The 27,000-nt window shown below is 49.0% G+C and carries 24 protein-coding genes; 15 read left to right on the plus strand and 9 right to left on the minus strand.

The window, feature by feature from the left end; translation table 11 throughout:
- Nucleotides 1-60 precede the first annotated feature (60 nt).
- Nucleotides 61-1,071, plus strand: a complete 1,011-nt coding sequence (locus tag ACHZCY_RS12445; RefSeq protein ID WP_205224097.1) for an ABC transporter ATP-binding protein — start codon at nt 61-63, stop codon at nt 1,069-1,071.
- 113 nt (nt 1,072-1,184) lie between these two features.
- Entirely contained in the window at nt 1,185-2,462 is a 1,278-nt protein-coding gene (locus tag ACHZCY_RS12450; protein ID WP_319549110.1) for a radical SAM/SPASM family putative metalloenzyme maturase, read from the plus strand.
- Between the two features lie 161 nt (nt 2,463-2,623).
- Here the strand turns inward: ACHZCY_RS12450 and ACHZCY_RS12455 are convergent, their stop codons facing one another.
- Together ACHZCY_RS12455 and ACHZCY_RS12460 are read right to left on the minus strand one after the other, a co-directional pair.
- A complete protein-coding gene (locus ACHZCY_RS12455; protein ID WP_205224099.1) occupies nt 2,624-3,064 on the minus strand; it encodes a universal stress protein in 441 nt (146 codons plus the stop codon).
- Between the two features lie 147 nt (nt 3,065-3,211).
- The gene (locus ACHZCY_RS12460; protein ID WP_319549111.1) at nt 3,212-3,826 is read right to left on the minus strand and encodes a LysE/ArgO family amino acid transporter; all 615 of its coding nucleotides are present in this window, start codon (nt 3,824-3,826) and stop codon (nt 3,212-3,214) included.
- A gap of 139 nt (nt 3,827-3,965) precedes the next feature.
- Between ACHZCY_RS12460 and ACHZCY_RS12465 the strand changes: the two genes are divergently transcribed.
- Nucleotides 3,966-4,850 (plus strand): LysR family transcriptional regulator ArgP, encoded by an 885-nt coding sequence (locus tag ACHZCY_RS12465; protein WP_319549112.1) that lies wholly within the window; start codon nt 3,966-3,968, stop codon nt 4,848-4,850.
- Nucleotides 4,851-4,879: 29 nt separating this feature from the next.
- Here the strand turns inward: ACHZCY_RS12465 and ACHZCY_RS12470 are convergent, their stop codons facing one another.
- From ACHZCY_RS12470 to ACHZCY_RS12480, 3 genes are read right to left on the minus strand one after another with little or no spacing between them, the layout of a single operon-like run.
- Nucleotides 4,880-7,996: an efflux RND transporter permease subunit gene (locus ACHZCY_RS12470; protein WP_319549113.1), complete on the minus strand. Its 3,117-nt coding sequence runs from the start codon at nt 7,994-7,996 to the stop codon at nt 4,880-4,882.
- Complete coding sequence (locus ACHZCY_RS12475) at nt 7,993-9,255, minus strand: efflux RND transporter periplasmic adaptor subunit (RefSeq protein WP_319549114.1); 1,263 nt, start codon at nt 9,253-9,255, stop codon at nt 7,993-7,995. Before ACHZCY_RS12475 ends, ACHZCY_RS12470 begins: the two co-directional genes overlap by 4 nt.
- A 52-nt stretch (nt 9,256-9,307) precedes the next feature.
- Nucleotides 9,308-10,723 carry an efflux transporter outer membrane subunit gene (locus ACHZCY_RS12480; RefSeq protein ID WP_319549115.1) on the minus strand — a complete coding sequence of 472 codons (1,416 nt, stop codon included), beginning with the start codon at nt 10,721-10,723 and terminating at the stop codon, nt 9,308-9,310.
- A gap of 198 nt (nt 10,724-10,921) precedes the next feature.
- On the opposite strand from ACHZCY_RS12480, the gene ACHZCY_RS12485 reads away from it, so the two are divergent.
- Entirely contained in the window at nt 10,922-11,488 is a 567-nt protein-coding gene (locus tag ACHZCY_RS12485; protein ID WP_319549116.1) for a type I restriction enzyme HsdR N-terminal domain-containing protein, read from the plus strand.
- A 5-nt stretch (nt 11,489-11,493) separates the two neighbouring features.
- A complete protein-coding gene (locus tag ACHZCY_RS12490; protein ID WP_319549117.1) occupies nt 11,494-12,843 on the plus strand; it encodes a class II 3-deoxy-7-phosphoheptulonate synthase in 1,350 nt (449 codons plus the stop codon).
- Between the two features lie 165 nt (nt 12,844-13,008).
- On the opposite strand, the gene ACHZCY_RS12495 is transcribed toward ACHZCY_RS12490, so the two are convergent.
- The 4 genes from ACHZCY_RS12495 to lptA all read right to left on the minus strand — a co-directional run bounded on the left by ACHZCY_RS12495 (nt 13,009) and on the right by lptA (nt 16,262).
- Nucleotides 13,009-13,461, minus strand: a complete 453-nt coding sequence (locus tag ACHZCY_RS12495) for a PTS sugar transporter subunit IIA (RefSeq protein ID WP_319549118.1) — start codon at nt 13,459-13,461, stop codon at nt 13,009-13,011.
- 10 nt (nt 13,462-13,471) lie between these two features.
- The gene (gene rpoN, locus ACHZCY_RS12500; RefSeq protein WP_319549119.1) at nt 13,472-14,926 is read right to left on the minus strand and encodes an RNA polymerase factor sigma-54; all 1,455 of its coding nucleotides are present in this window, start codon (nt 14,924-14,926) and stop codon (nt 13,472-13,474) included.
- Between the two features lie 71 nt (nt 14,927-14,997).
- Nucleotides 14,998-15,729, minus strand: coding sequence for an LPS export ABC transporter ATP-binding protein (gene lptB / locus ACHZCY_RS12505; protein WP_205224108.1), 732 nt, complete (start codon nt 15,727-15,729; stop codon nt 14,998-15,000).
- Nucleotides 15,726-16,262 carry a lipopolysaccharide transport periplasmic protein LptA gene (lptA, locus tag ACHZCY_RS12510; protein ID WP_319549120.1) on the minus strand — a complete coding sequence of 179 codons (537 nt, stop codon included), beginning with the start codon at nt 16,260-16,262 and terminating at the stop codon, nt 15,726-15,728. Before lptA ends, lptB begins: the two co-directional genes overlap by 4 nt.
- Nucleotides 16,263-16,490: 228 nt before the next feature.
- Between lptA and argB the strand changes: the two genes are divergently transcribed.
- The 10 genes from argB (at nt 16,491) to dapB (ending at nt 26,955) form a co-directional block, all read left to right on the plus strand.
- Nucleotides 16,491-17,375, plus strand: coding sequence for an acetylglutamate kinase (argB, locus tag ACHZCY_RS12515; protein ID WP_205224109.1), 885 nt, complete (start codon nt 16,491-16,493; stop codon nt 17,373-17,375).
- Nucleotides 17,372-18,568: an acetylornithine transaminase gene (locus ACHZCY_RS12520; protein WP_319549121.1), complete on the plus strand. Its 1,197-nt coding sequence runs from the start codon at nt 17,372-17,374 to the stop codon at nt 18,566-18,568. Before argB ends, ACHZCY_RS12520 begins: the two co-directional genes overlap by 4 nt.
- Nucleotides 18,569-18,591: 23 nt before the next feature.
- Nucleotides 18,592-19,149 (plus strand): manganese efflux pump MntP, encoded by a 558-nt coding sequence (locus ACHZCY_RS12525; protein WP_319549122.1) that lies wholly within the window; start codon nt 18,592-18,594, stop codon nt 19,147-19,149.
- A 148-nt stretch (nt 19,150-19,297) separates the two neighbouring features.
- Complete coding sequence (gene argF / locus ACHZCY_RS12530) at nt 19,298-20,209, plus strand: ornithine carbamoyltransferase (RefSeq protein WP_319549123.1); 912 nt, start codon at nt 19,298-19,300, stop codon at nt 20,207-20,209.
- Nucleotides 20,210-20,271: 62 nt separating this feature from the next.
- Nucleotides 20,272-21,468 (plus strand): argininosuccinate synthase, encoded by a 1,197-nt coding sequence (locus tag ACHZCY_RS12535; protein WP_205224113.1) that lies wholly within the window; start codon nt 20,272-20,274, stop codon nt 21,466-21,468.
- A 6-nt stretch (nt 21,469-21,474) separates the two neighbouring features.
- A complete protein-coding gene (gene argH / locus ACHZCY_RS12540) occupies nt 21,475-22,866 on the plus strand; it encodes an argininosuccinate lyase (protein WP_205224114.1) in 1,392 nt (463 codons plus the stop codon).
- 4 nt (nt 22,867-22,870) lie between these two features.
- Nucleotides 22,871-23,938, plus strand: a complete 1,068-nt coding sequence (locus ACHZCY_RS12545; RefSeq protein WP_319549124.1) for a fibronectin type III domain-containing protein — start codon at nt 22,871-22,873, stop codon at nt 23,936-23,938.
- 303 nt (nt 23,939-24,241) lie between these two features.
- Nucleotides 24,242-25,087, plus strand: a complete 846-nt coding sequence (dapF, locus tag ACHZCY_RS12550; protein WP_319549125.1) for a diaminopimelate epimerase — start codon at nt 24,242-24,244, stop codon at nt 25,085-25,087.
- 134 nt (nt 25,088-25,221) lie between these two features.
- Nucleotides 25,222-26,106 (plus strand): 4-hydroxy-tetrahydrodipicolinate synthase, encoded by an 885-nt coding sequence (gene dapA, locus ACHZCY_RS12555; RefSeq protein ID WP_205224116.1) that lies wholly within the window; start codon nt 25,222-25,224, stop codon nt 26,104-26,106.
- A 36-nt stretch (nt 26,107-26,142) separates the two neighbouring features.
- The gene (dapB, locus tag ACHZCY_RS12560) at nt 26,143-26,955 is read left to right on the plus strand and encodes a 4-hydroxy-tetrahydrodipicolinate reductase (protein WP_205224117.1); all 813 of its coding nucleotides are present in this window, start codon (nt 26,143-26,145) and stop codon (nt 26,953-26,955) included.
- Nucleotides 26,956-27,000 lie beyond the last annotated feature (45 nt).

Here is a 27,000-nt window from a genome sequence, read left to right on the forward strand (position 1 = left end):
TTGCTCCATGTGTATCGAAATTGAGAAAAAAGGCCGGCAAAGAAAGGAGGGGTGCTGATAATGGATCCTTTGGTTTTGGTAAGCATCCGTAATCTTGTCAAACGCTTTGATATCACCGGTGGCTGGTTGGACCAGTTCCGTTTTTCCGGCGGCAAGATTTCCAAAGAAAGAACGGTTGTTCGAGCTGTAAACGGCGTTAGCATTGATGTGGCCCAAGGAGAGACTGTCAGCGTGGTGGGTGAGTCGGGATGCGGAAAGTCGACCCTGGCAAGAACCGTTATGGGGCTCTATCCTGCTGAAGAGGGTGAGGTGTATTATAAAAACACCCGGATCGATAACCTCAGTGAGGCGCAGCGCCAGCCGTTTCGTGCACGCATGCAGATGGTTTTTCAGGATCCGTATGCCTCATTAAATCCCCGTATGACACTGGGGGAAATTTTACGTGAACCTATTCGTTTTCATCAACCCAAGCTGGACAAGGGGGCTGTAGCTGAAAAGGTTGCCCTGGTGATGGAGCAGGTAGGCATAGATCCTGATTGGCATACCCGATATCCGCATGAGCTTTCAGGCGGGCAGCGACAGCGTATCTCTATTGCCCGAGCACTGACAGTGGAACCGGAATTTATAGTTGCCGATGAGCCCATAGCAGCGCTTGATGTTTCTATTCAGGCCCAAATCCTCAATTTAATGATGGACCTCCAGGAACAGAACAACCTGACCTACCTTTTTATCAGTCACGATTTATCAGTGGTAGAGCATATTTCAAAGAGGGTAGCTGTGATGTATCTTGGTTCCATGTGTGAACTTGCTCAGGCCGAAGAGCTTTTTCAGCGGCCCCGGCACCCATATACCCAGGCTTTGTTATCGGCAATACCGAAGTTGGGAAAGGCAGCTTCCCATGAAAAATTAACCGGTGATGTTCCTTCCCCAATCAACCTGCCTCCAGGTTGTGTTTTCCATACTCGCTGCCGACATGCCAATGATCGCTGCCGCCTGGAAATTCCACAATTGCTGACTGTAGAAGGTGGCACGCAAGTAGCCTGTCATGGGGTAGAGGAAGGGCGGCTTTAAATAAATTTTTTCTATGATTTGTTCTCAGCATGGGGCGTATTCGAAAGTACAGTCTTTCACAACACTCTCTCCTCATTGTACACATTTATTTTTTTTTACTTATAGATGAATCCATGTCTGTACCCAAAAAACTGTATATTGAATCAACCACCCGCTGTAACTTGGCCTGTGATAAATGTATAAAGCAGATGCCTGGAAATCGTATATCCAATGAAGATTTACCGCTTCCATTGTTTGAAAAGCTGCTTCCCGAATTGGGTGAGGTGGATACGCTGATTTTAAATGGGATTGGTGAACCTCTGCTTCATCCGCATTTGGTCGAAATGGTGGCAAAAGCCAGGGCAGTGATGAAACGTGACGGGGTGATTGGTTTTCAAAGCAATGGTGTCCTCATGTCCACAACCATGGCTGAAAAACTGGTGGAAGCAGGACTCTCTTCAGTATGTTTTTCATTGGACGGGTTGCAGGGAGAGGGGGAAGGTAACAGTGTGAGCTCGCCCAGTTCGCTTTCAGTGGCCAGGGCGCTTGGTAATCTGCGGCCATTTATACGTCAAAAAGAAGTACAGACCGGGCTCGAAATTGTAGTGAGTCAGGATAATGTTGAAGCATTACCTGATTTGATACAATGGGGCGCTGATCAGGGCGTGAATTATATTTTGGTGAGTCACCTGTTTGCCTATGATAAGGAGATGACCAACAAGAGTCTGTTTAGTCCTATTACTCAGGAAGTGCTTACTCTTTTTGTCAAATACCAGGAACTTGCTCGGCAACAAGGAATCGATCTTGTGCGTGGATTGCACGCACATGTGAAGTTCAACAGAGCTGCACCGGATAAGCAGGCACTTGAATTGCTTGCCCAAATGCGCAAACAAGCCCAGGCAAAAGATATCTATCTTCATTGGGCGGACCTGCTTGAATATGACGCAGAGCAAATGGACCACACTTCGGCTCTTTTTGCTACGGCCCAACAGGTAGCACTGGACCGGGGAATTGCTCTGGAATTACCGCCATTGCAGGCCGAGCACAATCGTTCATGCCTTTTTATTGAGGATCAGGCAGCATTTATCGGCACCAGGGGCGAAGTTATGCCCTGTCATTTCCTTTGGCACTCCTATTCCTGCATGGGGGGCAATGAAGTGATTGATGTCCAGCAGCGGGATTTCGGCAATCTTCACGACCGTTCATTGACTGCTATTTGGGAGGGGGATGAATATAAGCGGTTTCGGGAAGAAGCACGCAGGGCCGAATATTCCAGGTGCTGGAGTTGTCCCCAGAGTCCATGTGCAGATATCGTCAACAACAACAATCTGCTCACCGCCAATGACTGCCATGGCAGTATTGTTCCCTGCGGTCATTGCCGTTGGTCCATTGGTGGCTTGCGATGTCTTTAACCAGGGTTTCTCATCTGTAAAAAATAAAGCTTTATTTCTATAAACAATAAAGGGCTCTCTCAATAGCTGAGAGAGCCCTTTGGTGTTGTAAGCCGGATCAGTAACAATCAGAGTAGAGACTCAGAAAACCAGAGCTATGAGTTTACTACGCTAGTGCCCGTTTATTTAAAGGGATTATAGGTGAGTGTCGGGCACGGAGCATTTTTGACCACCCTTTCAGCGACACTGCCAAGCCACATTTTTTCCAGGCCTTTTCTGCCATGGGTGCCGATGATGATCATATCTGCGTTGTTCTTTTCAGCATAGGCACAAATGCCTTCAACCACATCTCCATTAAGCACTTTGCCCAGACAGGGTGTTTCGCTGGTGTTATTTTTTGTGACCAGGTTATCCATTTTTTCCTGCGAAAGTTCCATCATTTGGGGAACAAAGTGTTTGATCGTCGGCCCCATGTAGTCGCCGTAGATATTTACTTCCTCCACGACATGAAGAAAATGGAGTGTGGCATTGAGTTTTTTTGCCATGTTGAGGGCATATGCCACAACCTTGTCAGTATGGGAGAGGAAATCGATCGGGACAATAATCGTACTGTTTGTTTGCATGGCACACCTCATTATGTGGAGTGAGTTAATGATGATACCAACGGGACAGGTGGTCAAAAAAAACGTCATTATGTTTGTAGGTGCTTTCTATTATTATCGTCATTATTGTTTGAAATCACAATAAAAAAAATACAGAAAACAAAAGATTTACATCCCTTTTCCCTGGAAGATGAGAGCGGTGCCCAGCGTAAACATAATGAGGCCGACCAGTACATCGAGAATTTTCCACGACAAGGTGTTTTGAAAAAAGGGCGCAAGTTTGCTTCCACCAAAACCAAGTGTGAAAAACCATATAAAAGATGCCGATATGGCGCCGGCAGTAAACAGGAGGCGTTCACTGCCGCCAAAGCGGCTGCCGATACTGCCGACCAATATCATGGTATCCAGGTAGACATGAGGGTTAAGGAGGGTAACAGCTAAAGTTGCTCCAATAGCCGCAGTGAAGGAACGGCAGGTAGGTTCGGTATGTTCCAATTTTTGTGTATTACAGGCACAGGCTGAACGTAGGGAGCGGGCGGCGTACCAGAACAGAAAAAGTGCTCCTCCCCATAGGGTGATCTCTGTGAGTAAAGGGTTGGTTGATATGACGGCGCCCACACCTGAAACTCCGGCAATGATGAGGAGTGCGTCACAGAGGCAGCAGATAAGGACAATGGTGAGTATGTTATTTTTTTTAATTCCATTGCTGAGGACAAAAGCATTTTGTGCGCCGATGGCAATAATCAACGCTGCTCCTGTTGCCAGTCCGTTAAAAAATGGCATGATCATTCTCTTTCCGGTGTTTTATGATTGTTACGCGCAATTTTTTGTTCGTTTTTGAGCTGGGCCGAAGATATTCAACAATTTTGTTTTTGTAAAATTAATAGTTTTTATTATCCATTAGCAGCGCTAATAGTAAGGCATGTTTGATTATAAATTGATTAAAGCCATGGCCACGGTTGTATTGGAGCAAGGTTTCGAGAAGGCTGCGCAAAAGCTGTATATAAGCCAGTCAGCGGTCTCTCAACGGGTAAAGTTGCTGGAAGAGCAAACAGGAAGGGTTTTGCTGGTACGGTCCAATCCGCCTGTCCCTACAGACGCAGGTCGTCTTATTTTGAAGCACTACCAGCAGGTTATGAGCCTGGAAAAGGGAATGGTAGAAATGCTTGATCAGGACAGTCAGAGCACTTTTGTGCCTCTGACCATTGGACTGAATGCAGACAGTCTGGCCACATGGTTTGTGGAGGCTGTTGTCCCCTTACTTTTGACAGAACAGGTAACTCTTGATTTGCTGGTAGATGACCAGGAGCAAACACTGAGCTATCTGAAAGCAGGCGAGGTCATGGGGTGTGTAAGCTCTCATGCACGACCTGTCCAAGGATGCACCATGCATCACCTGGGAACCATGCATTACCGGTTGCTGGCAACCAGGGATTTTTGTACGACCTGGTTCCCGGAGGGGCTGACCACCGAGGCCGCAGCAGAGGCGCCGGCAGTTGTTTTTAATCGTAAAGATGGACTCCATCAACGATTGTTGGAAGAGATCTTGACCGAGGTACCTTCTCATTTCCCTGTTCACTATATTCCTTCCTCTGAGCAGTTTGTTGAATTGATACGCAAGGGACAGGCTTATGGTAGCGTGCCTGATTTGCAGGGGCGTCAGTATTTGCTCAGTCAAGAATTGGTAGAGCTGGTACCGGAAAAAGCCTATCCGGTACCCTTATTTTGGCATGTGTGGAGTCACCGCTCAAGGTTATTGGAAAAAATCACCAAAATTTTAACCAGGGCAGGCTGTGTAATTTTTTAGGGCAGGGCCTATTGCTCCTGAGAAAAAAATCAATTATGGGGTAGGGTAGCGCGCGAAGCACCGAGGCCCAAAAGGTTCCGGATGTCCTCAAGGATCAGGTACAGGGACGGGATTAAGACCAGGGTAATGGCAGTGGCGAAAAGAATACCAAACCCTAGTGAAATGGCCATGGGGATAAGAAAACGCGCTTGCCGGGAGGTCTCAAATATCATTGGCAGGAGACCGAAAAAGGTAGTGAGCGTAGTGAGAAGAATGGGTCTGAATCTCGATACAGCGGCATTAATGACTGCTGCATAAGCTGTGTGCCCTTGCTTGCGATTACGATTTGTAAGGTCAATCAGAACCAGTGAGTCATTGACCACTACGCCGGACAAAGCGACGATGCCGAAAAACGAAACCAGGCTAAGAGAGAATCCCATCAGCAAGTGCCCCATGACCGCTCCTACTATACCAAAAGGGATTGCTGCCATGATAATAGCCGGTTGGCTGTAACTTTTGAAAATGATGGTAAGCAGAACATAGACAAGTAACAGCGCTACCAGCATCCCCTGGGCCAATGCTGCCATGGATTTTTTTCTATCTGCCTGTTTCCCTTCAAAGGAAAAGTTAAGCCCTCCATAGCGGGTGGACAGCTCAGGCAGTAATTCGGTTTTGAGTGCGTCAATGACCTGGTCGCTTTTTTTAGCTGGAGTAATATCAGCTGTCACTTGTATCGTTCTACGCCCATCCCGGTGCTGGATAGAAGTAAAGGCCCGGCCTGGTGTTATGCGAACGACACTTGGTAGAGGTACTTCGCCTCCATCAGGTGTGCGGAGCATCATCCTTTCCAGGGTCAGCAGTGTTTCCCGTTCATGGAGTGGGTAGCGGAGCATTATTTTTATTTCATCCCGTCCTCGGAGCTGACGGTTGATTTCGTGACCGTAAAAGGAGGCTCGTATCTGGCGAGCAACCGAATTTGGGCTCAATCCCAGTCGATATCCCAGGGAATTGAGTTGGAAATCATACTGTTGCTTTCCCAGTTCAAACCCATCTTCGATTTCACTGACTATGGGAAACGTTTGCAAAAAGGTGACAATTTCGCGGCTGGCTCCATGCAATATCTCAGGATTTCGGTGTTGGAGTTCAAGGGTGAGGCCGGCGCCGGAACCAGGGCCACCGGAGTTTGATCGAAACCGTATCGATTCTATGCCCGGCAATGTTCCCACATCTTTTCGCCAAAGATTGGTGAATTCATGGGTGGAAAGGGGGCGGATGTCAGGGGGGGTAAGGTAGATTCGTATCCATCCTGTGTTGTCATTGATCATCGATTGGGTGCCCTGTACCAGCTCACTTCCCCCGTAGTCGTCAGCTATTTTTTTTGCAGAATGAAGAAGAGTGGTAAGTGTGGCCTCCACTTTTTTAGCGGATGCCCCGACGGGCAATTCAAACGAGACATAGGCCCTGTCGGATTCTACCTTGGGAAACATGGTCATGCCCATATGCCCACTTTTGATATAAGCACCGGTCAAAAGCAGTATGATCATGGCTATGGCGGTGCTGATGTAGCGATAGCGTAGTGCTATAATAATGAGAGGGGTGAAGCTTTTTTTTATGATTTTGGTTATCCCATTGCTAATGCGTGCCTGCATCCTCTCCAGCAATACTCCAATGCGTCCTTGAAGAGGGCGCTGATGACCCAGGTGGGCCGGCAAAACAAATAAAGCTTCAATAAGAGAGATGAAAAAAACCATCCCCACGACCACCGGAATGGCACGAAAAATTTTGCCCATTACACCGGGAATAAAATAAAGCGGCATAAAGGTCACAATATTTGTCAGGACGGCAAATGTTACAGGTGCTGCCATTTCCCGGGCACCTATAAGAGCTGCCTCAAGCGTATCATATCCCAGCTGGCGAAGACGGTAGACATTTTCCCCTATGATAATGGTGTCGTCCACCACAATCCCAAGAGAAACGATAAAGGCGAACAACGAAACCATATTCACCGAAACATCAAAAAAAGGAAGAAAGAGCAGTGAGCCGAGAAAGGAAACCGGGATGCCCATGGTGACCCAGAAAGCTAACCGGGGCTCAAGGAAGAGGCCGAGCAGGAGGAACACCAACGCCAGGCCGAGGTAGCCGTTTTTGAGCAACAGATCCAGTCGTTGTTGATAGATAAGGGAGCGGTCATTGACCGTATCAACGCTGAGCCCGTCCGGCAACGTACCCTGCAATGTTTTTACCCGTTTTTTGACTGCGTCGGCTATCTCTATGGGGCCCTGGTCCCCTACTCGAAAGACCTCTATACCAATGGCGGGCAAACCATTGTAGTGCATCGCCTGGTCTGTTTCTTCAAACCCGTCTTTGATGTCGGCAATATCACCCAGTCGGAGCTGTGAGCCTTCATCGGTCATCAGAACCGGAATGGAGGCGAATTCACGGCCAACATTGCGACGTTCCTTCATCCGTAACTGTACATCGCCACTCGTTGTTTTTATGGTGCCTCCGGGAAGGTCAATCGAGCCGTTTTTGATTTTTTCGGCCAGGCTCTGCATGGTTAACCCATAGGCACGGAGTGTTTCCTGGCTCACATTCACTGCTATTTCCAGCGGACGGTTTCCCTGCAGTTCCAGCTGGGAAATGAGTGGATCAAGCAGGAGTTGATCCCTGACCATTTCCGCAGATTCCTTGAGTACGGCATCGGAAAGCGCACCAAAGAGAATCAGGGTGATAACCGAACGGCGGCGCGAGGGAATAGTTACCTTTGGTTCTTCTGCATCATCGGGAAAAGAGTTGATCCGGTCAACTTCGTTTTTGATATCAACAGCCAACTGCTGTAGGTCTGTGTCAGCCAATGCTTCAGCCGTAACCGTTCCCCTCCCCTCGACCGCAGTGCTCTGAACCTGTTCAATGCCCTCCAGAGAAGAAATCGCCTCTTCAACGGGCAGGATAATGCCGTCTACCACTTCTTCAGGGCTTGCACCGGGGTAGGCAACACTTATGTGAACTTCATCACGTTCAAATTCAGGAAAGACTTCCTGCTTAATCTGAGTGCCCCAGTAGATGCCGCCAATGAGAAAAAACAGCATGAGTATGTTTGCTGCAACAGGGTTGGTCGCCATCCAGTGAATGGGGCCTGCATGGGTGGAGTAAAGTGTGTCTTTCACAGGGAAGCTTTGGGAGGAGTAGGAGTGTTGGGAATACTAACCGAAATGTGCATACCTTGGATCGGGGCAGCCACCGTGGAGGTAATAACCAGATCTCCGTCATGCAGGCCGTGGTCAATGTAGGCTTGCTCCTGGTTTTGCCAGATGACGGAGACCGGTCGAATTTCAAGGGTATTTTCCTTGGTTGCGATGAGGACGCTCTGGTCAGGGCGTACAGCGCTTCGCGGTATTTGAAAACAATTTTTAAGTGGAGTGCCGGTAATGGTTGTTCGCACAACAGAACCCAGGAGGAGGGGGATTTTGCCGGTTGATCGATCAGTGGGTTGGGCAACTTCTATCAGCACCCTGGCCATAAGTCCTTTGGGGTCTACATCACCAAGCAGGCGAATAATTTTTCCCTGCCAATAAGCAGCAGCCTCTTGGTCGCTAATGGCAGTGATTTTTACAGGCGAACCATATTTTTCATCGTCTGGGAGCAGTATGTTTGCCAGTTCCTGTTGAGCCAGGGTTGCCCGAACCCAGAAAACATCTGTGCCAGCCAGAGTGGCGATGGTGGTTTGGCTGCTGACCTGTGCCCCGACTTCGACATTGGTATCAAGCACGATAGCGTTAAAAGGACAAAGCAATTGGGTACGATCGAGGTTGAGCTTGGCCATGGCTACATCTGTCTCTGCAGCAGCTTTTGCTGCCTTTGCTTGCGCCAACTGCGGTTTGCGAAGGGCGAGGTCGATTGGCGCATCTTTTAAGTTTACTCCTGAAAATTCGGAAATCAGTTCATATTCTCTGCGGGCAACGGACTGGTTACCTTGTTCCAGACGTAAATCCATGACAGCTTTTTCAAGATCATTGCGGCGTCGCTGATAGGTTAATTTATAATCACGCGAGTCCAATTGCAGAACAGTGTCGCCTTTTTGCAGAATCCCTCCGGGGACGAGATTCGGGTGTACATCTTCAACCGTTCCTGCGATAGCAGGCTTGAGAGCCAGCGTGTTGGCGCTCAGGACTGTACCCAATGTCTCTATCCGGCGGGGAAAGGTCGCTTGCTGAACAGGTATTGCCTTGACTACAGTCTGCATTTTGGCAGGAGGCTTACGCTCTGCTTTAGGTTTACTTTTGATAATTTGTTGAGCCATTACCAGGCCGCCGGCGGATATAAGGACAACCAGGCCAAGAGCCAAGAGGCGTTGTCCTCTTGTACGTTTGGGCGTGGGGGTGTCCGGGTGAACTGGATTTTGAATGGGCTTCTGCTCTTTACTCATGAACCTTCTTTTTGTTGTTAACTATTTGTATTGTAATAAATAAAGCCGCTGGTTACTGCTGAGCTGTCGAGAGGGACATTGTCTCGTTTGGCACCAGCTGATCTGTCCAGGTGCCACCCAGCGCCTTGTGCAGGGTCACCCTTGTCTGAACAAGATCTCTTTCTGTGGTTATTCGGTCCTGTTCAGCGGTAATAAGATTGATTTGTTCTCTGATCACAGGAAGGTAATCGCTGAGACCGTTGAGGTATCGCCATGTCGCTTCCCGATAAGCCATCTGTGCGAGCTCGATTTGTTGGTCGATATTGGCGATGCTTTTTCGGTATTGCTGCTCAAACACCAATGCGTCTTCTACCTCTTTGAGGGCCAAAACTACGCTCTCGCGATAGGCGGCAAGTCTTTCTTCGGCTACTGCCAGGGTTCGCTGGACCTCTGCCGACCTGGCACCGCCATCCACAAGCGGTGTCGCAAAACTTGCTGCCAGGCGGAAAAGCCAGGCGTCCAGAAGAGATTCTATAATGCTGGAGTTGTATGTTAATGCACCGGTCAGGCTGAGCTGAGGCAGTCGGTCCGCTTTTGCGGCAGCGATGGCCCAGGTTGCTCCCTGTAGTTGCAGTCCCTTGGAGCGAATATCTGGTCGCTGGGCGAGCAGATCCGCAGGAAGACCACCAGGGGGGATGGCAGGGATCGATGGGAAGAGTTGTTGCGCCGTATTAAGCGGAGCTGTGGGCGGACGGCCAATCAGGATGGCCAGCCTATGGAGTGCTGTTCGTTTTGTCCTTTCAATGGTTATGAGTGCCCCCTCAATGCCGGTGATGGTTTGGTTCTGCTGGTAGACATCCAGCGCACTCGCCTTGGATGTGGCAAAGCGAAGTTCAATCAGCTCCAAGAGGCGTTTGTTGAGATTAAGCTGCTTGTGCAGCTGTGCCCCCTGCTGACGGGCACTGATAAGATCAAGCCATGCTATGGCAATTTCAGCACTCAGGCTCATCGCGGCTGCATACACATCCTCGTTTTTAGCTTGAGCATCAAGCTGTGCCTGGTTTTTTGCTGATTTTACTCTCCCCCATAGGTCAACTTCATAGCCTACGCTGACGCCTAAGGAAAAGTCATCTGTGTTGGTTTCGGTACCGTCCTCTTGGCCGGTACGATTGTGGGCACCGCCGGCAAGGGCATTGAGGTGAGGAAAACTGTCTGCTCCAGCTTTGCGAGCCACTGCACGTGCCTGGGCAAGCCTTGCCCATGTTTGCTGTAAGGAAAAATTATGCTGTAATCCTTCTTCTATAAGCTCGTCAAGTTCCTTGTTGTCAAATTGTGTCCACCAGGGTACAAGGTGATCTTGTTTCTCTGTGTAGAATCGATAGGTTGGCGGAACCAGGTGTGCCGCCGGCTCGGTGAGTGGGGTATGAAAATCCGTACATCCGGGCAGGAAAGCCACAAAGAGAATGAGTAAAAAAGAACGTTGATACATGCTATTGCAGTCAGTGTGGCCAAATTGATGATTGACAAAAACTCTAAGATACGATTGACTTGTACTTTGCCGTCTGTAACTCACTAGATGTTTCAGTAATGAAAAGAGTGTAACAGAGCATGTGGGAGATGGCAATCAACAACGGGAGTGAAACCGTCACGATTTTCAGGGCATATCAGATGATTTCCGGTACATATTATGATTGATACATCAGGCCACCATTTAGTGTATGGAGTTCTTCAGGATTACCTGACCGGCGAGGAGTTGCAAGATACTGATGACGAGCGCATTCGTCAGGATTTAATGCGCCTGCTGGTAGAGGATTTAGGGTTTTCCCGTCAGGAGCTGGAACCACGATTGCAGATTGTATCGGAGTTTAATGGCAAGCGGGTGGAAACACAGATTGAGCTGACCGCCAGCGTCAACGGGAAGCGATTGTTTATTTTGCGGTATGGTGCAGGCTCATTGGTGACCAGGGAAAAAGCGGCGATTGCCGCAGCACGGATTATTGACCCCGAGTATGCTATACCACTGGCTGTGGTCACTAACGGCAGAGATGCCGAGCTCCTTGATACCGGAACCGGTAAAGTGCTTGCGACAGGCATGGGCTGTATCCCCAGTCGTGAACAGGCAGAAAAGATGATGGAAGACTGCAGCTTTGAACCCTATTTAGATGTTGAACAGCGGGAAAGGGCACTACGGATTCTTAATGTTTTTGATGAGGAAATTTGTTGTGTGGGACTTAAGTGTAAAACTACGGAATAGAGACAATGAGTGATTTAAAGCAATGGAGTAAGTCAAGCTGGCAGCAATACGAAGCATTACAACAACCTAACTGGCCGGATAAGGAAAAGTATGAGGCCGTTGTCAGCGCTCTGTCTACCTTGCCGCCCCTTGTTTTTGCTGGTGAAATTCGTGACCTGAAGACCCTGTTGGGAAAAGCCGGTGCCGGTGAGGCCTTTTTGCTGCAAGGCGGCGACTGCTCAGAGGAATTTTCCCGCTGCACCGCGCCCAATATCAGGGAAACCTTGAAAGTATTACTGCAAATGGCTGTCATCCTTACGTATGCCGGGGATAAACCGGTTGTCAAAGTTGGGCGCATTGCCGGGCAGTATGCTAAACCTCGATCAAGCGACACTGAAAATGTCGATGGGGTTGAAATGCCCAGTTATCGAGGCGACATGGCTAACTCAGCGGAGCCTAACCTGGAAGCCAGGATTCCAGATCCTGAAAGGTTGATGAAAGGGTACAACATGTCTGCTGCAACCTTGAATCTGCTGCGGGCATTTACCCGAGGTGGTTTCAGTTCGCTGCACCGCGTGCAAGCCTGGAACCAGGAGTTTGTCAAAAGGTCTCCCATGGGGCGTTCGTACGAGCGGCTGGCCAAGCAAATCAGTCATGCGCTTAAATTCATGGAAACCATAGGCATTGCAACTGATATTCCACAGATGAAGCAGGCACAGTTTTTTACCTCTCATGAAGCGCTGTTTCTGGGCTACGAAGAGGCATTGACTCGAGAAGACTCTGTTGACGGCGGCTGGTATGACTGTTCCGGGCATATGCTTTGGATAGGAGATAGAACCAGACAGCTTGAAGGTGCCCACATAGAGTTTTTGCGCGGTGTCAACAATCCGCTGGGCATGAAAGTCGGCCCTAATCATAATATAGACGAAATACTAAGGATCCTAGACCGGCTTAACCCGGAGAACGAACCGGGACGGATGACGCTTATTACCCGGTTTGGGGCTCGACAGATTGAAAAGCACTTGCCCCCCTTGCTGCGAGCCATTAAGTCGGCCGGCAAAGAGGTCCTCTGGAGCTGTGATCCTATGCATGCCAACACCTTTAATTCTGAAAGCGGGCATAAGACCAGGGATTTTGAAAATATCCTCTGCGAATTGCGCTGCTTTTTCGAACTGCACTGGTCAGAAGGCACTGTGCCGGGCGGGGTTCACTTTGAATTAACCGGTGACGATGTCACTGAGTGTATTGGTGGGGCACGAAAACTCTCTGATGCGCAGCTCAGCCAGCGCTACCTGACAACCTGCGATCCGCGTTTAAATGCTGAGCAATCGCTTGAAATGGCGTTCCAGATAGCGGAGATGATCAGGACCTCATAAAATACAGTCTGTAAAAAAAATACGTTCTTTTTGCCCTGCCGGATTTTTTTTCCTGCAGGGCTTTTTTTGGCTGCAGGATGAGAATAGATTGTCCGGTAGTGGATAATCCAGGCGATGGCCCCGCGCCCAAAAGGGGTTGGCTGTGGAGACCGGAAAAGAAGAGAGTTACGGCTTTTTTGAAGGGGGGGTAAAAAGGGAAACGATTTCTTGGGGGGAGTGAACTTGCAGAAGCTTGAGTCGATTCGTATGCTGTTTGAGCACGTTGCTGATATGAGCAAGTGCCTGCAGGTATTCAGAGGCGATTTCGGCCGGCGAGAGAAGGAGGGCAAACAGATAGACCGGTCGATTGTCAATGGCCTCAAAATTGACGCCCTGCATGCTGCGGCCAAAACAAAATATAATGTCCTTGAGGCCTGCAACTTTGCCATGGGGAATGGCCACCCCGTTGCCGACACCGGTGGAGCCAATCTGCTCCCGCTCAAGCAGGGTAGAGTAGAGTCGTGCGCTGTCCAGGTTGTGGTAATTTTCTACAGCCATCTGTGCAAGTTCTTTGAGCGCAGATTCCTTGTTCGTAGCCTGCATGTCGAGAAGAATGCACTGTTGTTTGAACTGGAGCATGATTGTGGGTTTATTTTCTTGCTTTTCTACGGTGTTTAACCGGCAGGATTTTCATCTGGTCACGATATTTGGCAACTGTTCGGCGTGCAACCTTTATATTTTCTTCAGCAAGCATCTGTGAGATTTTGTTGTCACTGAGTGGCTTGGCCGGGTCCTCCTGTGCCACCAGTTGCCTGATCCTGTTCTTTATAGCTTCAGCAGCAACCGTATCGCCATCGGTAGTAGCAACGGCAGTGCTGAAAAAATATTTCAGTTCATAAATTCCCTGGGGAGTGTGTGCATATTTATTGGATGTCACTCGACTGACAGTGGATTCGTGCATGCCTATGTCCTCGGCTACGTCCCTGAGAATCAGGGGCTTCATTGCACTTGCCCCATGTTCGAAAAAATCCCGTTGGAATTTAAGCAGACTTTCCATCACTTTGTAGATGGTGCGCTGACGCTGCTCGATGGAGCGTATGAACCATTCAGCGTTACGCTTGTTTTCCCGCAGATACCCTCGAGACTCTGCCGGCAGCTGTTTTCTTTGTTTGAGCAGGTGAATATATTCTTTGGAGACCTGCAGTCGTGGCAGGCCATCGTCGTTAAGCTGGATAACAAACTCGTCATCGATTTTATAAATATAGACATCCGGGGTGATGTAATTGGTCTGTTCGTTGCTGTATTCGTTGCCGGGATAGGGCGTGAGTTCCTGGATGATAGCAACTGCATCTGTAACCTTGCGAATGGTGGCCCCGGTTTGACGGGCGAGCAGCATGTAATTTTTTGTTTCCAGCAGACTCATGTGCTGGTCGACTATCTGGTAGGGGAGTGTGTCATAGTAGCCAAGGCGATCAAGCTGGAGCAGGAGCGCTTCTCTGATATCGCGAGCAGCCACTCCGGCCGGGTCAAGGCTCTGTACAATGCGCAGAGCACCTTCAGCCTCTTCCTCGGTGCATTCGCAATATGCAACGATGTCATTGATATCTGCATCAAGGAAACCATGACCATCAAGGTTGCCCAAGATAAAATTGGTTATGTGGGTATCCTGCTCGTTGAGCTTGAGGTGGGTCAATTGCCATTGCAGAAATTGTTCAAGGCCGGGGGCGCTGGAGATAAAATCAAACTGGGAAGGAGCGTCAGCGGGGGGCGTTTCCCGAGCAAAAGAAAAGTCTGCATCAAAGTTGTTGGCATAGTCTTCCCAGTTGGTGTCCGGAACATTCTCGGTACCATCACCCTTGACCTGGCTAGTGACAAGGGGCTCACTGGTATCGACTACTTCCGCAGCTGAAAGCGATTCCGGGTTGTTTTCTTTCTGCTCCAGTGGGGGAGCCTCTTCGAGCATGGGGTTCTGCTCAATTTCAGCCTGTAAGGCTTCTGTGAGCTCCAGGCGACCAAGCTGCAACAGTTTGATGGCCTGGCGCAGCTGAGGAGTCATTACCAGCTTTTGTGCTAACTTAAGGCTTTGTCGAAGTTCCAGTACCATGTGTTTGCCGATAGGACGATAGAAACGCCCGGTTGAGTAATAAGTTTTATTGAGAAATGTAAAATACGTCCCTACATATGGAAATTGTCGCCCAAGTACATTTTACGGGCGACAACACTTTCGATAATATCAGTGGCCACCCCGCTGGTTAATATTTTACCGCTGTTCATGATATAGGCAAAATCGCAAACCTGAAGTGTCTCTCGCACATTGTGATCGGAGATGAGTACGCCTAATCCTTTCTTTTTTAAATCCCGAATGATTTGTTGTAAATCAGCTACTGAGAGAGGGTCGACACCGGCAAACGGCTCATCGAGCAGAATGAAGCGTGGGCGTGTTGCAAGTGCTCTCATGATCTCAACCCGGCGCCGTTCTCCGCCGGACAGTGCGTGCCCCTTGTTTTCGGCAAGGTGTTCGATCTTCAGGTCTGCCAAGAGTTCGCTGATGAGGTTGTTGATTTCGTTCTTGGGCAGGCCAAGTGGCTCCAGTACTATCCGAACATTTTCCTCGACCGTCAACTTCTTAAAGACTGACGGCTCTTGGGGGAGATAGGTGATCCCTCGTCTCGCGCGTTTGTGTATCGGCAAGGAGGTAATGTTCTCTCCGTCAAGGTGGATGGATCCGCTGGTGGGTCTGACAAAGCCGACGATAGAGTAGAAGGTTGTTGTTTTACCAGCACCATTAGGGCCAAGTAAGCCGACTACTGAGGAATCCTTAACCTGGAGATTAATTTGGTCGACAACTCGACGCTGCCGATATTCCTTGACAATGTTTCTTGTTTCAAGAAGGGCGGATGCTGTCATTTTTTCTTGTCGGAGTCAGGGTGGAGCACTGCTTTTACCCTGCCGGGCCTGCTTTGGTCCTGTTCAACAATGGATCTTTTTTCATCGAGATAATAGGTAATGGTTTTTCCCGTGACCATGTTTTGCCCCTGCCAAGCTTTGGCGTTGCCGGTCAGGATAACTTTTCGATCTTTGGCAAAATAGTCCATACGATTACCTGTTCCAAGCCAATCGTCTTGGACAACTTCTACATTTTTTTTACAGATCAACCGATGTACCTGACTCGAGCTTTTCTTGCCGGAGGAATTTTTTTGCTGGGTATAGTAAACCGTCATTTCGTCGGAACGAATGGTGACATCTCCTTGCCTGGCATCGACATTGCCGATAAATACAACTGAATTGGCGTCTTCCTGGGAAATCATCCGATCAGCTTCTATATGAATTGGTGCGTCTGAATCTTCTTGGGCAATAGCAGTTATACAGCTCATGAAGAGGATGGCAAAAATAGCTGATAGTATCAGTTTCTTGTTCGATAGCATCGTGTTGCGCTGCATTGGTGAACCTCAAAATATACACAAAGTTAAATTTATGGTGTCTTGGATTACTTTTTGCAAGGTGTGCATCTTACTTGGTTATTTTTGAAATGTAAAGAGTTTACAAAAGGGTCGTTTTCATCCCGTCACATAAGACAACTATTTACACCCTCGGGAACGGTGAGTACAGTGCACAATACAATATTTAGTGCATATACAAAGTAACTCTCTTTGGGGCAAAGGAAAAGAATGCAGGAAGGAATTGTTAAAGCAAAAGTGCTGGTGGAGTCTCTACCATATATTCGTGAGTTTTATGGAAAAACGGTCGTTATTAAATATGGCGGCCATGCCATGGTGGATGAAGAGCTGAAACGCAACTTTGCACTTGATGTTATCCTGATGAAATATATTGGGATTAATCCGGTTATTGTCCATGGTGGTGGCCCACAAATTAACCGGTTCCTTGAGAAAATGCAGGTGACTCCTAATTATATTCAGGGGATGCGGGTCACTGACGGGGAAACAATGGATGTGGTGGAGATGGTTTTGGTCGGTAAAGTCAACAAAGAAATCGTTGGTCTTATCAATCATTGCGGAGGAAAAGCGGTCGGGCTGTCCGGTCGGGATGGAGACCTTGTACAGGCGCGAAAACTAACCTTGCATACCAAGCCCGATGGAATAGATCGACCACCGGAATTGATCGATCTGGGGCGGGTTGGTGAGGTAACAAAGATTAATCCCAAGATTCTTGCAACACTGAAACAAGAGGATTTTATACCTGTGATTGCTCCGGTTGGCGTTGGTGATGACGGGCAGGCGTTTAATATTAACGCCGACCTTGTAGCCGGCGCCATTGCTGCAGAGTTGAATGCTGTTAAACTTGTACTGCTCACTGACGTTGAAGGTGTGAAGGATGGCAAGGGTAAATTGATCTCTACCATTCAGCATGACCATGTAAAAGAGTTGATTGATGCTGAAGTCATCAGCGGCGGTATGATTCCCAAGGTAAATTGTTGCCAAACGTCCCTTGAAAATGGGGTAGGGAAAGCGCATATCATCGATGGCAGGCAGGAACATGCAATATTGTTGGAAATTTTCACCCGTGAGGGGATTGGAACGGAGATCGTGTCATGAGTAATGCAAGTTGGGCAGAAAGGGGCAACAAGGCTTTTATCGGAACCTACAGCCGTTTCCCTGCCATGATGACAAAAGGGAAAGGCTGCCTTCTGTGGGACGCGGATGGAAACGAGTACCTAGACTTTTTGTCCGGAATAGCCGTCTGCTCCCTGGGGCATTGCCATCCAGTGGTTACGAAAGCGATTACAGAACAGGCGCAGACGCTGGTCCATGTTTCAAACCTGTTTCATACCCAGTCTCAGATAGAATTGGCAGAATTGTTGACCGACAATACTTTTGCTGACCGGGTATTCATGTCCAATTCTGGTGCGGAGGCAAATGAAGCGGCCATTAAATTAGCCAGGCTATATAGCGGTGAAGGGCGATATGAGATTATCACCCTTTCCGGATCTTTTCACGGAAGGACGCTTGCTACGCTGGCGGCAACCGGTCAACCTAAGTTCCATGAGGGGTTTGAGCCCATTCCTGCTGGATTTGTTCACGCAGAGTTTGGCGATCCACAAAAGGTCGAGCAGCTGATCACGGATAAAACCTGTGCAATTTTTTGCGAACCGCTTCAGGGAGAAGGCGGGGTGCGCCCGCTCGATGAAAACTACCTGCAAGCACTGCGCTCCCTGTGCGATGCGCACGATCTGTTGCTCATTTTTGATGAGATCCAGACCGGGATGGGGCGGACCGGGACACTTTTTGCCTACCAGCAGACAGGAGTGGTCCCGGATATCATGACGTCGGCCAAAGCGCTGGGTAATGGACTGCCCATAGGGGCAATGCTCACCACTGGTCACATTGCAAAAGCCTTTGGAGCTGGAACGCATGGGTCAACCTTTGGCGGGAATCCGGTGGCAGCGGCTGCGGCGGTAGCAGTGATGCGGGAAATGTTGTCTGATGATTTTTTGCCGGCAGTGCAGGAGAAGAGCCGGTATTTCATCAAAAAGCTGGAAGAGGTGGCAGGCCGCTTTCCAGAGCTGGCAACAGGGGTTCGAGGTCAAGGTTTGTTGCTGGGACTCGTTTTAAGTGAAAACGGCATAGAGCATGGTGCTGGTATTGTACAGCGAATGTTTGAACGTGGGGTCGTGATTAATTTTGCAGGCAACAAGGTGCTTCGCTTTGTACCGCCATTGGTTGTAACGCACGAGGAAATCGACAAGGTCATGGAAGAGCTAGTGGTTGTTCTGGCCGGGCTCGATTGAATTTGAAAAAGTAGGTACGCTCGATGGACTGGCTTTCACTTATAGCCTTGGCTGTGGCCCTTGCCATGGATGCCTTTGCGGTTGCCTTGGCTGCAGGATCGATCCTGCGGCCTTTAACATTTCGTCCCTGCTTTCGGCTTGCTTTTCATTTTGGCCTGTTCCAGGGGCTGATGCCTGTTATCGGGTGGCTTGCCGGGTTGACGATCCATGGATTCGTGAGCAGGTGGAGCCATTGGATTGCTCTTTTACTGCTCACCGGCGTTGGTGGTCGAATGATCTATGAGGCCCTGCGCGGAGAAGAGGAAGAACGGCGTAGCTCCGATCCGAGCAAGGGACTGACCATGGTCGCTCTTTCGGTTGCGACCAGTATCGATGCCCTGGCCGTTGGTATTACTTTGGCAATGATTGATGTGGTCGTCTGGGTGCCGGCTCTTGTCATCGGTGTCATTGCCTGTGTTTTTACGGTGATAGGGTTGCTTCTGGGGGCTCGGATAGGAGGAGTTTGGGGTACGCGGGTAGAGGTAATCGGGGGGGTTGTACTTGTCTTTATCGGTTGTAAAATAGCTGTCTCCTCGCTTTGAGGGTGGTGTATCTGGAAAATCCCTTTGCAAAACTGCTGTTTTTTTGTATCAATTAAGGTTTTTACTTGGCGACTGGATGGAGTTATAGAGCAGCGTGATCTTTATAGCCCCCGGTGCCGCAGCAGACCCGGAGCGAAGGGGGCGGAAAATGAGCAAACATGTATTGGCGTTGGAGCAGTTTGACCGGCAGCAGTTGCAATCTTTTGTAGACAGAGCTATTGAGCTCAAGAGCGAACGTAAGCAAGGCGTCCGCCATGAGCAGCTTGCAGGAAGGACCATCTGCCTGCTTTTTGACAAACCTTCAACTCGAACCCGGGTTTCTTTTGAAGCTGCAATGTACGGGCTGGGCGGTAACGTTATCTTCATGTCCAGTAAAGATTCGCAGCTCGGCAGGGGCGAACCTTTAAAAGATACCGCCAGGGTTCTGGCACGATATGTTGATGGCATTGTTGTGAGGACCTTTGGCCAAGAGATAGTGGAAGAGCTGGCCAGGTATAGCGATGTGCCGGTTATTAATGCCCTGACCGACCTGTATCACCCTTGCCAGATACTCAGTGATGTGATGACCGTCATTGAAAAGAAAGGGGCACTGGAAAATCTGAAGATTGTCTGGATTGGTGACGGCAATAACATGGCCAATTCATGGATTGAGGCTGCCGCCATTTTTGGCTTTTCACTGACCCTTGCCTGTCCGCAAGGTTTTGATCCTGATGAAAAGGTTTTGGCTCGATCAAAAGAACGAGCAACGCAATCGATAACACTGTTGCGCGACCCGGGTGAAGCAATCAAGGATGCCGACGTTGTTAACGTGGATGTGTGGGCATCCATGGGTCAGGAAGACGAACAGGAAGAGAGGTTGGAACTTTTTCAACCCTATCAGCTGAACCGGGAACTCCTGGCAAAAGCAAAAGACGACGCAGTGGTGCTCCATTGCCTTCCTGCCCACCGTGGTGAAGAAATTACTGAAGACGTACTTGAGGGGCCGCAGAGTGTGGCTTTTGATCAAGCTGAAAATAAAATGCATATTCACAAGGCACTTCTGGATCAGTTTATTGATTGAGAGGAGGTTGTGTGAAGTCTGTGAATACGATAAGAGCACGAGTAAAAGGTAAATATTAAGCTATGAGCGTAGAAAAAATAGTGCTTGCCTATTCCGGCGGGCTGGATACATCGGTTATTTTAAAGTGGTTGAGTGAAGAGTATGGTTGCCCGGTTATTGCCTATTCTGCAGATATAGGACAGCAGGAAGATTGGGATGCCGTGCGCCGCAAAGGTATGGCAACGGGTGCGGAAAAAGTCATTATTTCCGACCTTCAGGAAGAGTTTGTCCGCGATTTTATTTTTCCTGCATTCAGGGCTAACGCTATTTACGAAGGTTCTTACCTGCTGGGTACCTCACTGGCACGTCCGCTTATCAGCAAAGAACAGATCCGCATCGCTCAAGAAGAGGGTGCAGATGCCGTAAGCCATGGTGCTACAGGGAAAGGTAATGACCAGGTCAGGTTTGAACTGAGTTACCTTGCGCTTAATCCAGGAATAAACATCATTGCTCCATGGCGAACCTGGGATTTGAATTCCCGCAAGAAACTGGTGGCTTTTGCCCAGGAACACGATATTCCGATTCCAGTAACCAAAAAGAATCCCTATAGTTCCGATGAGAATCTGCTCCACATTAGTTTTGAAGGGGGAATCCTTGAAGACCCGTGGAACGAGCCGGACGAAGACATGTTTAAATTGTCGGTTTCTCCGGAAAACGCACCTGACAAGCCCACCTATATAGAAATGGACTTTGAGCAGGGAACGCCGGTAGCCATAGACGGTGAACGGTTGAGCCCGGTAGCACTGATGAAGCGACTCAATACCCTGGGCGGAGAAAACGGTATCGGCCGTCTTGACCTGGTGGAAAATCGTTTTGTAGGTATGAAATCGCGAGGAGTCTACGAGACACCAGGCGGTAGCATCCTGCGTGTAGGGCATCGGGATCTGGAATCCATTACCATGGATAGAGAAGTTTTAAGTATCCGGGATTCCCTTGTTCCCCGTTACTCGACCCTTATCTACAACGGTTTCTGGTTCTCGCCGGAAATGGAGTTGCTGCAGAAAACAATGGATGATGCGCAGACAACCGTGAACGGCACTGTGCGTTTGAAATTATATAAAGGCAACTGTATACCGGTTGGTCGTAAATCAGATAATTCATTGTATTCAGAGTCCTATGCCACCTTTGAAGAAGACGAGGTGTATAACCAGGGGGATGCCACCGGCTTTATCCGCCTTAATTCATTGCGCCTTCAGATCCAGGCCTTGAACCGGAAGTAAGAAACTATGAGCCAACAGGATGCATCTGCCAAATTATGGGGTGGCCGTTTTTCAGAAGCCACTGCCGCGTCAGTAGAAGATTTTAGTGCCTCTGTCCAATATGATGCGCGACTTTACAAGCATGATATAATGGGCTCCAAGGCTCACGCAAAAATGCTTGCCAAGCAGGGCCTGATATCTGAGGAGGAGTATACCTCCATGGTCACGGGTTTGGATGAAATTGAGCGCGATATTGCAAGCGGCCGATTTGAGTTCAAACCAGAGCTTGAAGATGTGCACATGAACATCGAAAAAGCGTTGACTGATCGAATAGGCGCTGCAGGAGCAAAGCTGCACACCGCCAGGAGTCGTAATGATCAGGTTAATCTCGACTTCCGTATGTATCTTCGGGATGAAGTCGCAGAGCTGGATCGATTACTTGAAAACGGCCAGAGGGCCTTTGTGCGGCAAGGTAGAAAGTATCTGGGTACGATTATGCCTGGATATACCCACATGCAGCGAGCGCAACCAGTACTGCTTTCCCACCACCTGCTGGCCTACTTTGAAATGCTGAAGCGTGATAGAGAGCGGTTGCAGAGTTGTCTCAAGCGGATCAATGTGTTGCCGCTTGGCTCGGCAGCACTTGCTGGAACCGGTTTGCCTGTTGATCGTGATTTTGTTGCACAGGAACTCGGGTTTCCAGAGGTGAGCGCTAACTCCATGGACACTTCCGGTGACCGAGATTTTGCCCTGGAATTATTGTTTTGCCTTAATCTGATCCAGATGCATCTCAGCCGTCTTGCCGAAGAGTTGGTCTATTGGTCTTCCAAAGAATTTGATTTTGTACGCATTGGTGACCGCTACTGTACCGGTTCTTCGATTATGCCACAAAAAAAGAACCCGGATATTCCTGAACTCATTCGCGGAAAGAGCGGTCGAGTGACCGGTGCTCTGGTTTCCCTGCTTGTTACTGTCAAGGGGCTGCCGCTCACCTATAACAGGGACCTGCAGGAAGACAAGGAACCTGTGTTTGACGCATTGGATACAGTGAAGGCGAGTCTTTCGATCACTGCTGAATTGCTCGATAATACTGAGTTCAATGTCGAACGATTGCAGGCGGCGACCTATGGCGGCTTTATGACTGCAACTGATCTTGCCGATTATCTTGTCTGCAAGAATGTACCGTTTCGGCAGGCCCACGGGATTGTCGGTAAGGTGGTTGCCCACTGTCAGGAACGGGATATCGAACTGATTGATTTGAACCTTGCCGAATTAAAGCAGTTCTCTGAACATCTGGAGGCTGATGTTTTTGACGTCTTGTCTGTTGAAGGGTCAGTGAACAGCCGGGTTTCAACCGGTGGCACAGCCTTGGTCAGGGTTACCGAGGCCCTGGAGCAGGCAGAAATCTATTTGGGATAATACCATGATCAAAAGCAGGAAAATTTCCACAACAGTGATTGGGGTCGCAACGATTTTTCTCAGTGCTTTCGCACTTGGCGGCTGTGGTTTTAAGGATAAGCCCGTGCCTCCCCAGCAGGTTCTACCACGGCCGGTGACCGATCTGCGCCACCAGCTGAGTGAAAAAGGGGTCACTCTCTATTGGAGCTACCCTGTTGAAACAGTTACCGGGGAAGATTTGGACGATATCTCTGAATTTGTCATGTTTCGTGCTGTGGTTCCGGTGGATAGCTATTGTGAGACCTGTCCTGTTCCGTTCGGATCTCCTATCTCACTTCCAGGTGGAGCCCTGCCTGATGAGGGAAAGAAAACCGCAAGTTACCAGGCAACCTTGTTACGACCGGGCAACCTTTATTTTTTCAAGGTCCGTAGTAAATCCGGTTGGTGGGCTGAATCTGCTGATTCCAACACGGTTCGTTTTCTGTGGAACACTCCTGCGCTTGCTCCCGAAGGGCTGAGCGTTACCGCTGGTGATAAGAGCAATGCCCTGCAATGGCAGCCTGTAAAGAGCCACCTGGATGGTACCACCCTGAAAGAGGCTGTGAAATACCAGGTGTTGCGAAGCCTTGGCGGTGGTCCTTTTCAACCTGTTGGTGATTTGCTTGATGGAACCGAGTATGTGGATACGGATGTGACCAACAACCGTAAATATTTTTACCAGGTTCAGACTATCAGTATATATCCACAAGGGGCTGTCGGCGGCGGAGTGAGTAACAATGTAGCGGCAACACCACTGGATAAAACTCCACCAGCCGTTCCGAATGATGTGCGGGGAATTAAGACCGGGGCCGGCATGAAGATATTCTGGTCGCCGGTAGAGGAAAGCGATCTTAAGGGGTACCGTGTCTACAGAAGGCTGCCAGGTGATGATGCCCCTCAATTGGTAGGCGAAGTGTTGCTGCCGTATACTATGTTTATCGATCGGGAGCCTCCGGCAACTGCTGCCAGGATCTATTATTCCGTATCGAGCATTGATAAACGGACACCGGCGAATGAAAGTACCAGTTCGCCTGAGGTTATGATCAAGAACTGAGTTATTTGCCGCTAGCCCGGATTTCTCATCAGTTCAGGCGGTGCCAGGTTCAAAGTTTTTGGTAGTGAATCATAGTAGACTATCGGAGTCTACGCTTACCTTTTACTGCCAAAATACTGAAGAAGATGGTACCGCATGGAGTGACCTTTGGTGAACATTGTGAAAATTAACAACTCCATACAATTGCATTCAACATATTGAAATTGTTTGCAATTAGAAAATAGGCACAATGTTCATGAGAAATTCGGGCTAGGTTAATTATTGGCCATGTAGCAGCCGGTTATGTAGGGAGCATTGTACATTGTGAAGAAGAAGCTACCAGTTATTCCATTTGTGAAAATGAGTGGGGCCGGGAATGATTTCATCATTATTGACCATCGTAATGCCTTGCTCTCCATGGATGAGGCGGGGAAGTTTGCTCGCCTTGTTTGCCGGCGTCGTTTTTCTGTGGGTGCAGATGGCCTTTTTTTGATAGAAGACTCAGATGTTGCCGATTTTAAATGGCATTTTTTCAATGCCGACGGATCGCTGGCAGAGATGTGTGGTAACGGTGCAAGATGTGTGGCCCGATTTGCCTATATGCACGGTATTGCCTCGGCTAATATGCGGTTTGAAACTTTGGCCGGTATCGTTGAGGCTCGAGTTGCAGACGTAAATGTGACCATTAAAATGCCTCAGCCGCATTCTTTGCAGCTTTCCACTCAACTGGCTGTGGGGGATGACGGCACCATTGAAATTCATTTCCTTGATACCGGGGTTCCACATGTGGTTTGTTTTGTTGACGACGTTGACAAGGTCGACGTGAAGGCTATGGGACGGGCAATTCGTTATCACGACGATTTTCAACCGGCTGGAACCAATGTGAACTTTGTCTCCCTTGCAGGCGGTGGTTTGAAGGTAAGAACATATGAGCGAGGAGTGGAAGATGAGACCCTGGCTTGCGGCACAGGAGCAACTGCCAGTGCCATTGTCGCCTCTTTACTGAATATGACGGCGTCTCCTGTAGAGATTATGACCACTGGTAATAACCAGCTCAAAATCAGCTTTGATGCGCTGGGGGAAGGGGGCATAGACAATGTTTTGCTCAAAGGGCCGGCCCATGTCATTTATAAAGGAGAGTTATCTCCGGAAGCCCTGGAAGAATTATAGGATATTTTGCGGTAACGTTGCTTGAGCGAAGTTATCCCGGGATCTGTCAGTGAGTAAAGATCAGGCCGATAGAGATGGAATTAAGATAGTATGGCATGCTCAAACAGTGAAGAGTTTGCTATAAGGAGAAGGAAATGGGTAGGATACAAGGTGCAATAACAGCAATGATCACCCCTATGCTCAATGGTGAGATTGATGAGCAGGGGATGATTGATTTTATTGAATTTCAGATTGAAAACGGCATTCATGGCCTGGTTCCCTGCGGCACGACAGGAGAATCTGCAACCCTCGGGTTTGCAGAGCATAAACGTGTCATCGAGCTGACGGTTAAAGCCGTCAATGGACGGGTACCGGTTATTGCCGGAACAGGAGCAAACAATACGCTGGAGGCAATAGAGTTGACCGCCTCGGCAAAGGAAAGCGGCGCTGATGCTGTGTTGTCTGTTGTGCCCTACTATAACAAGCCCAGCCAGGAAGGCCTTTATCAGCATTTCAAAACAATACTTGACGCAGTCGATATTCCGACGATTCTCTATAACGTTCCGGGAAGGACCGTTACCAATATGCTTCCGGAAACGGTTGCCCGGCTGGCGCAGCTGCCCAATGTAATCGGCATAAAGGAGGCTTGCGGCTGTCTTAATCAGATTAGCCAGGTAATACAGCGTTGTCCCAAAGATTTTGCCGTCCTTTCAGGTGATGATTTCACAGCCATGCCAACAGCGCTTATCGGTGGTAAAGGCGTTATTTCCGTTGTTTCCAATCTCCAGCCCAAAAAGACTGCAGCCATGATGGAAGCGGCGCTTGGGGGCGACCTGCAAACAGCCAATGCCCTGCACTACGAGCTGTTTTCTTTGATGGGAGCCATGTTTTGTTATCCCAGCCCTGCGCCGGCGAAAAGAGGCCTGCATCTCATGGGACAAATTCAGTCACCGGAAGTCCGGTTGCCGATGACGGAAATTGATCAACCAGCAGAAGAACAACTGACCAAGTGTATGCGTGAGTGTCAACTTCTCTCATAGAATATCACTCAAGGTTTGCACAAGGATAGATACATTATGACAAAAGTAATTGTTGCCGGTGCCGGCGGCAGGATGGGACAGCGAATATCGCAGATGGTTCTCCAGCAGGAGGGCCTGGAACTGGCAGCTGCTTTTGAACATCCTGATAGCTCCGTACTTGGCGAAGACGTAGGCATTATAGGCGGGTTTGGTACTACCGGAGTGATCATTGCTCCAGGTTTGGAATCGGTAATCGAATCAGGAGATGTGATTATTGATTTCACCTTCCATGAGGCAACCATGGCGTTTGCCGAAATTGCTGCTGCGCATGGAAAGGCTATGGTCATCGGTACTACCGGTCTTAACCAGGAACAACTGACGACCCTTTCCGGATTAGCTGGGGAAAATTTCCCCTGTGTCCATTCGCCTAATATGGCTGTTGGGGTGAACGTTCTTTTCAAGTTGGTGGAGAAGGCTGCATCCGTTTTAGGAGAAGCATATGATGTGGAGATTGTTGAGGCGCACCATCGTATGAAAAAGGATGCTCCATCAGGAACGGCTTTGAAACTCGGCGAAATGGCTGCTTTAGCCCTTGGCAGGGACCTGGATGATGTCGGGGTAATGGAGCGTAACGGTATTATCGGTGAACGAACCGACCAGGAAATTGGTATCCAGACCATCCGTGGCGGCGATATTGTGGGCGAGCACACTGTATATTTTGCGGGCGTTGGCGAAAGAATTGAAATTAGTCATCGGGCCACTAATCGTGATAATTTCGCCAGAGGGGCAGTTTTAGCCGCTGCCTGGATAAACGGTAAGGCGAACGGGATGTACACAATGTTCGATGTACTGGATCTGGATAATTTTTAATCTCAGATCACTACAGAGGAAATTCTTGAGCTCCATATTCAATCA

Origin of the sequence: Desulfogranum marinum, from assembly GCF_963675105.2 — a bacterium.
GTDB classification, from domain to species: Bacteria; Desulfobacterota; Desulfobulbia; order Desulfobulbales; family Desulfobulbaceae; genus Desulfogranum; species Desulfogranum marinum.